Source organism: Actinomadura sp. KC216, assembly GCF_004348535.1.
GTDB lineage: Bacteria > Actinomycetota > Actinomycetes > Streptosporangiales > Streptosporangiaceae > Spirillospora.
Genome location: NZ_SMJX01000395.1, coordinates 1 through 6,896, shown reverse-complemented (window position 1 = coordinate 6,896; position 6,896 = coordinate 1). Strand labels below are relative to the sequence as shown.

Genomic DNA, 6,896 nt, shown 5'->3' with positions numbered 1-6,896 from the left:
CGGCGGTGGGGGCGGCGGAGGAACCACGCCCAAGGAACCGGCCAACAAGTACACCCCGCAGCAGGTGTGCAACAGCGGCGGCCATGGCGGCGGCTACTACATCCAACGATCGTTGAGCGTTTCCGGCGGCACCGCCTATCTGCTTTATAACAGCTCCACCTATAACTGCGCCGTCACGATGAAGACCAGCAATGTGGGGACGAAATCCTCGGTGTCGGTCTGGATCCAGAAGCAGGGCGGCAGCACGATCGCCGACAGCGGCTCGTTCGCCTGGTACGCCGGCCCGGTGTACGTGAAGGCGCCCGGGGCCTGCGTCCGTTTCGGCGGCAATGGCCGCACCGCCCCCTACGGCAATTGCGGCTGAACCACCGGCAGGCCGCTGGAAAAGGAAAGGCCACCCTCGCGCCTGGGGGTGGCCTCTGCTCTGTTGGCGGACGGGTCGACGCTCGGTTCCCCGGAGCCGACCCGTCCCGTTTTCAACTGACCGCCAGGGCGCGCGCCCTAGGTGAGAGCTCGTCCCCCTGTAGCGTGATCGGGCGGCGGCCGTTCGGCGGGTTCGGACGTGTCAGTTACGGGAGGCGATGAGATGGTCGAAGTCGCCGTCCTTTGCACCAAGGATGAGCGCTTCGATCTCGGGGCGGGTGTATATGAGGGCCGGGCCCTCGGGATGACGAGAGTTGCGCATCGCCACCTGCCCACCGGGCAGCTCAGCGATCTCGACGCAGTTCCCCTGGGAGTTGCTTCGCCGGGACTTCAGCCACCGGGCCCCTTGCAGGTCCGCGGCCGGCATCCCGTTGTCGTAATCGGTTTGGAGCATCATGTCTCTCTGAGAAAATCACCGAGAAGCTCGACGGTGCGTTCCGGGGTCGCACTGTCGACGCACAGGCGTTCCATCGCCTGCAGATAGGTGTCGACGTCGTCTCGCTTGTCCAGGTACATAGCGCCGGTGAGGTTCTCGACGTAAACCACGTCCGGCAGGTCCTGCTCGGGAAAGCGCAGGATCGTGAACGCGCCTCCCTCGGCCGCGTGGCCTCCGAACCTGAACGGCATGATCTGGATGGTGACGTTGGGCAGTTTGGACATCTCGATGAGGTGTTCGAACTGGCCCCTCATCACCTCCGGGCCTCCGATGGGACGCTTCAGCGCCCCTTCGTCCACCACCGCCCACAGGCGCGGAGCTTCCGGGCCTGTCAGGCGTCCCTGCCGTTGCATGCGCAGTTCCACGCGCTGGTCGATCTCATGTTCCGCGGCCCCGGCGTTGCCCAGGCGGATCACCGCTCGCGCATACCCCTCCGACTGCAGCAGTCCCGGGACGAACTGCAGTTCATACGTGCGGATCAACGCCGCCGACTCCTCCAGGCCCACGTAGGTCTGGAACCAGCCGGGCAACACGTCGTTGTACCGGTGCCACCAACCGGGGGTGTTGGCCTCCCGCGCCAACTGCAGCAGCGCTTCGCGTTCTGTCTTGTCGCTGACGCCGTACAGTGAGAGCAGGTCGTCCACGTCACGTTCTTTGAAGCTGACTCGTCCGAGCTCAAGGCGGCTGATCTTCGACTCCGACGCACGGATGACGTAGCCGGCGTCCTGACGGGTCACGCCCTTCTGCTCACGCAGACGGCGAAGCTGTGACCCGAGCAGGATCCGGCGGACCGTCGACCCGCTTCCCGGCGTCTCTGGAGTCACGCCCAACCTCCCGGCTATTCGGCGGACAGCGAACCTAGTGTGCCACTGGCCTCTGTGTCCTGCGGTTACCTCCGATCACTTGCGTGCGGTCCACGCCGCCCCACACCCTCACGACGCAGATGCACGTGCATTGGGCCTTGCATTCGCACGCTACGATGCGCAGGATAACGCACGAGACTTCCAAGCCACGGCTGCACAACAAGATCACTTTGCGGGGTCCGGTTGGAATGACGTCACGCCACGCGCACGACGACACGCGGTGGGGGTTCGGTCCGCTCTGCGGACGGGCCGATCCGCACGGCCATGCCGCCCCGTCGACTCCCGTCCCAGAGTCCTCTGACCTGCCCCAGAACCTGGACACGGCCGTCACCGCCCTCACCGAGCTGAAGGATCCGGCGGTCTCGTTCACCGTGGAGCCCGACCCCGAGTCGGTCACCGCGGCCCGCCATTTCGCCATGTCGCAGCTCACCGAATGGGACCTGCCCGATCTGGCCGACGACGTGGGGCTCGTCGTCTCCGAACTCGTCACGAACGCACTGCGGCACAGCGGCGGGACGTCCCGCGGCCGGTCGGGCGACGACGTGCACCGCGAGGGCGTGTACGACGACCCGGCCGATCCGCTCGGCTCCGCGCCGTCGGCGATCAGGCTGCGGCTCAGCCACGAGGACCCGTGGCTCCTCTGCGGAATCATGGACGCGAGCCGCGCCGCGCCGCGCCGCAGGGAACCCGACTACATCGCCGAAACAGGACGGGGCCTGCACCTGGTGGAGTCGTTCAGTGTCAGTTGGGGATGGCGCGCTCTGCCACAAGGAAAGGTGGTGTGGGCACTGTTCCGTACCTCCTGAGACGCGCGTAACGGCGCGCCGCAGGGGTAACAAAGGAGTTCCCTGCCCGGTCCCCCAGAAACGACCGGGCCCCCGAGAGAAACGACCGGCTCCCTGAGGAACGACCGGCAGAGAGGAGCAGCGGTGGACTTCGCCGTCGAGCATCGCGTCGAAAAGGGCCTCACGGTCGTGAAGATCAGCGGTGAGATCGACGTCTTCACCAGCCCCCGCCTGCGGGAGGCACTGCTCGGCATCATCGACAACGGCGGCGCGCACCTGGTCATCGACCTGGGAGAGGTCACCTTCCTGGACTCCACGGGCCTCGGCGTGCTGGTCGGCATCTACCACCGGCTCCGCGCGCGCGATGGGTCGATGTCCTTCATGGGCGTCAACGACCGGGTACGCCGCGTCTTCCACGTCACCCAGCTCACCAAGATCTTCGTACTGCACCGCTCCCTGGAGGACGCCATCGCGGCCCACGAGTCGGCCTCGTCGTCCTGAACACCGCCTCCCCGCCTGATCCCGCCTTGCCTCCCACCTCCCTTCGCGCTCTCGCAGGCTCGTGCCGCGCTTCCGCAGGCTCGCGCCGCGCTCCCACAGCCCCATGCCATGATTCGCCCGCATTTGGACGGGTTCACTCCGACCGGTTATCCACAGTTCGCACGGACGCGCCCGCCGTCGCGAGTACCCGGTACGGTGAAGACCGAGATCAAGCCCGCCGCCTGGGCCACGTCCCTCCGACGCGCGCGGTGCTGTCCGCCAGCCGACCCATCGAACGGACGGGAGCGCTCCGTGGCAGAACAGCCGCTGCATGAGCACACGCTCGGCAATGGCCTCCGCGTGGTGGTCTGCGAAGACCACGTCGTACCACTGGCCGCCGTGAACATCTGGTACGGGGTGGGCTCACGGCACGAACGCGCAGGCCGGACGGGGCTCGCCCACCTCTTCGAGCACCTGATGTTCCAGGGCTCGGCGAACGTCGCCGAGGGCGAGCACGCGGCGCTGCTGGAGAGCGCGGGCGCCGCGTTCAACGCCAGCACGTCGTTCGAGCGCACGAACTACTACGAGACGGTCCCGGTCAGCCATCTCGACCTCGCGCTCTGGCTGGAGGCCGACCGGATGGGCACGCTCCCCGCCGCCCTCACCCAGACCAACCTCGACAACCAGCGCGACGTGGTGAAGAACGAGCGCCGCCAGCGCTACGACAACCAGCCCTACGGGACGGCGTTCGAGCGGCTGTGCGCGCTGACGTTCCCCTCGGGCCACCCGTACGCGCACACGCCGATCGGCTCCATGGAAGACCTCGACGCCACCACCCTCGAAGACTGCGCCGACTTCTTCGCCACCTGGTACGCGCCGGGCAACGCCGTCCTGTCCGTCGTCGGAGACGTCGACCCCGAGAAGACCCTCACCGCGGTGGAGCGCTACTTCGGCGGCCTCCCGGCCGGCCCCGAGAAGCCCCCGTCGCGGCCCGGTGAGCTCGGGCCGCTGACCGGCATCCGCGAGGAGACCCTCGACGAGGACGTCCCGTCCCCCGCCTACTTCGCGATGTTCACGCTGCCCACCGACGGCGGCGACGACATCGAGGCCGCCGAGCTCGCCGTCGAGATCCTCGGCGGCGGCTCCGGCTCCCGCCTCTACGACCGCATGGTCCGGCGCGACGAGATCGCCACCGAGGTGTGGGCCGGGGTGACCCGGCTGGCGTCCGGCCAGTCCCTCGCGATCGTCGACGCGATCGGCCCCGAGCCCGACAAGATCGCCGCCGTGCTGGACGAGGAGCTCGAACGGTTCGCCGCCGACGGCCCCGACGCCGACGAGTCCGCCCGCGCCACCGCCCAGGCCGAGCGGAGCTTCCTGGAGCAGACCGAGACCGTCACGGGCCTCGCCAACGCCCTCTCGCAGAACGCCACCCAGTTCGACGACCCGGCCCGGGTCTTCACCGCCCCCGGCCGCGCCGCCGCCGTCACCGGGGACGCGATCAAGGAGATGGCGGGCCGCTGGCTCACGCCCGGCGGCCGCACCGCCCTGACCTACGGAGGCGCCTCATGACCACCGGCCTGGAGCTGCAGCCCCGCCCCGTTCCGGGGCCCGTCCCGGCATGGGCCTTCCCGGCCGCCGACGCGGGCCGCATCCCGGCCGGGCCCGGCACGCTCCGCTGCGACCTGCCCGGCCGCCGCCTCGCCGCGGTCCGGCTCGTCCTGCACGCGGGCGCGGGCCGCGAGCCCGGCGACCTCGACGGCGTCGCGACGCTCGCGGCGCGCGCGCTGCTGGAGGGCACCGAGCCCGGCGGCGGCACCGCGCTGACCGCCGCGTTCGAGCGGCTCGGCGCCAGCCTGTTCGCCTCCGCCGACCTGACCGCGCTGCGCATCGCGCTCGACGTCCCGGTGACGCGGCTCGACGCGGCCATGGAGCTGTTCTCCTCGGTGGTGCGGCGCCCCGCGCTGGACGACGCCGACATCCGCCGCCTCGTCCGCGAGCGCCTGGAAGAGATCGCGCAGGAGGACGCCGACCCCGGGGCCCGCGCCATGCGCGAGCTCCGCGCGGTGATGTTCCCGGCGGAGGCCAGGGCGTCCCGGCCCACCGGCGGCAGCCGCACCTCGGTCGGCGCGCTCCAGGGCGCCGACGTCCGCGGCTTCTACGGCTCCGTGGTGCCCGCTGAGGCCACCGCGGTCGTCGCCGGTGACCTGTCGGGAGTGGACGCCGACGCGGCCCTCACAGCCGCTCTGGAGGGCTGGGCGAACACCGGCGAGCCGCTGCCCACCGCCGACCGGGTCCTGCCGGAGTCCGCCGCCCGGATCGTCGTCGTCGACCGTCCCGGCTCGGTGCAGACCTACCTCGGCTTCGGGCACGGCGTCCCCGACCGCTCGCACCACGACTGGCCGTCCCTGATGGTCGCGTCGCACGTGCTCGGCGGCGGGCTGACGTCCCGGCTCAACGCGGTGCTGCGGGAGGAGAAGGGCTACACCTACGGCATGCGGGCCGGTCTGCTCCGCATCCGGCACTGCGGCCTGTTCATCGCGCAGGGCGCCGTCCACACCGAGGTCACCGCCGACGCCGTCACCGACGCGCTGACGGAGCTGCGCGGCATCCTGAGCCGCGGCATCGACGCCGAGGAGCACGGCTCGTCCGTACGCGCGCTGGCCGACCGGGCGCCCGCCGAGTACGAGACGGCACGTGCCGTCGCCGCCGAGCTCGCCGACGTGTCCGCCAACGGCCTGGGCGCCGACTACCCCAGCGCCTACCTGGCCGCCGTCCGCGCGTCCACCCCGGACGGCGTCGCCAACGCCTACCGCAAGCACATCGACCCCGAGGCGCTGACCATCATCGCCGTAGGCGACGCCGCCCAGATCCGCGAACCCCTGGAGAAGCTCGGCTACGCCCCCGTCACGGTCACCGCCAAGGAATAAGGGCCGCACCAGCGTGACGAAATAGACCCGGAGATCCGCTTTCCGGCCCGAACCGATGGCATGGTGGACTAGGTCTCATGTGCGTTGGGCCGGACTCGTGCCGGGAAACGCGTGCTGACTTACGCGGGGAACGTCCCCGCGGTCGGAAGAGGGGAACGCCGGTGTCCTACGGGCAGATGGCGGGCGGCGGGCCGTCCGTCGACACGATCCTGTCGGAGCCGAACTGCAAACCCGGCGGCGTCGTGGCGGGCAAGGTGCACCTGCGCGGCGGAGCCGGGCCCGTGGAGATCCGGCACGTGACGCTGGCGCTGATGCCGCGCATGCAGAACGGCTACGGCGGCGAGACGGCGGGCCCCGAGGTGTACCGGGGCGCCCTCACGCGCGGCTTCCGGCTGGACGCCGCGCAACCGCGCGACCTGGCGTTCTCCATCCCGCTGCCGTACGAGCTGCCGTTCACCACCGTCCTCGGCCACGAGCTGCCCGGCTTCACGATCGGGATGTGCACGGAGGTCGACGCGAAGGGGCAGCCCGACCCCGGCGACGTCGACCCGATCTCCGTGGAGCCGCTGGAGTCGCAGCAGTGGGTGCTCGCCGCGATCGCCCGGCTCGGCTTCCAGATCACGAACGTCACGTTCGAGGAGTCCAAGCTCCGAGGCGTGTCCCAACAGCTCCCGTTCCACCAGGAGATCCACCTCAACCCCCCGTCCTCGTACGCGGGCCGGATCGACAAGGTCGGCCTGAGCTTCGTCGCCAGCCCCCGCAGCATGGCCTTCGTCCTCCGCGCCGAAGACCGCGAAACCCCACGCGACGAGTCGTTCGGCGTGTTCCAGGTCCCGCACGCCGAAGCCGCCGAGACCGACTGGAACGCCAAGATCACCCAGTGGCTGGACGCCGCGGCCGCACTCCCGCGCGCGTCCCGCCGCGCCCCGACACCACCCCCAGGCCAAGCACCACTACCGCCCCCGGCGGCCACTCGCCGTTC

At 70.4% G+C, this 6,896-nt stretch carries 7 protein-coding genes and 1 pseudogene; 6 read left to right on the top strand and 2 right to left on the bottom strand.

The genetic code is table 11. The features are described 5' to 3' along the window. A pseudogene (locus E1264_RS44120) lies at positions 1-364 on the top strand (serine/threonine protein kinase); the annotation flags it as partial. A gap of 201 nt (positions 365-565) precedes the next feature. Here E1264_RS44120 and E1264_RS38160 read toward each other — a convergent pair. Continuing rightward, complete coding sequence (locus E1264_RS38160) at positions 566-817, bottom strand: DUF397 domain-containing protein (protein ID WP_132181704.1); 252 nt, start codon at positions 815-817, stop codon at positions 566-568. Continuing rightward, positions 817-1,683, bottom strand: coding sequence for a helix-turn-helix transcriptional regulator (locus E1264_RS38155; protein WP_243711423.1), 867 nt, complete (start codon positions 1,681-1,683; stop codon positions 817-819). The genes E1264_RS38160 and E1264_RS38155 overlap by 1 nt, the downstream gene beginning before the upstream one ends. Positions 1,684-1,910: 227 nt before the next feature. Between E1264_RS38155 and E1264_RS38150 the strand changes: the two genes are divergently transcribed. The 5 genes from E1264_RS38150 to E1264_RS38130 form a co-directional block, all read left to right on the top strand. Continuing rightward, positions 1,911-2,528: an ATP-binding protein gene (locus tag E1264_RS38150; RefSeq protein ID WP_132181700.1), complete on the top strand. Its 618-nt coding sequence runs from the start codon at positions 1,911-1,913 to the stop codon at positions 2,526-2,528. 123 nt (positions 2,529-2,651) lie between these two features. Continuing rightward, positions 2,652-3,008 carry an STAS domain-containing protein gene (locus tag E1264_RS38145; RefSeq protein ID WP_132181698.1) on the top strand — a complete coding sequence of 119 codons (357 nt, stop codon included), beginning with the start codon at positions 2,652-2,654 and terminating at the stop codon, positions 3,006-3,008. Positions 3,009-3,299: 291 nt separating this feature from the next. After that, the gene (locus E1264_RS38140) at positions 3,300-4,556 is read left to right on the top strand and encodes a pitrilysin family protein (RefSeq protein ID WP_132181696.1); all 1,257 of its coding nucleotides are present in this window, start codon (positions 3,300-3,302) and stop codon (positions 4,554-4,556) included. Beyond that, positions 4,553-5,914, top strand: a complete 1,362-nt coding sequence (locus E1264_RS38135) for a pitrilysin family protein (RefSeq protein ID WP_132181694.1) — start codon at positions 4,553-4,555, stop codon at positions 5,912-5,914. Before E1264_RS38140 ends, E1264_RS38135 begins: the two co-directional genes overlap by 4 nt. A gap of 161 nt (positions 5,915-6,075) precedes the next feature. Next, positions 6,076-6,896 (top strand): sporulation protein (locus tag E1264_RS38130; RefSeq protein ID WP_165964593.1); only part of this gene is annotated, 821 nt, incomplete at its 3' end.

Bases quoted from the DNA above. Each gene is read 5' to 3' on its own strand.
- E1264_RS38135 (WP_132181694.1), top strand. From the start codon at position 4,553: ATGACCACCGGCCTGGAGCTGCAGCCCCGCCCCGTTCCGGGGCCCGTC.
- E1264_RS38160 (WP_132181704.1), bottom strand. From the start codon at position 817: ATGCTCCAAACCGATTACGACAACGGGATGCCGGCCGCGGACCTGCAA.
- E1264_RS38150 (WP_132181700.1), top strand. From the start codon at position 1,911: ATGACGTCACGCCACGCGCACGACGACACGCGGTGGGGGTTCGGTCCG.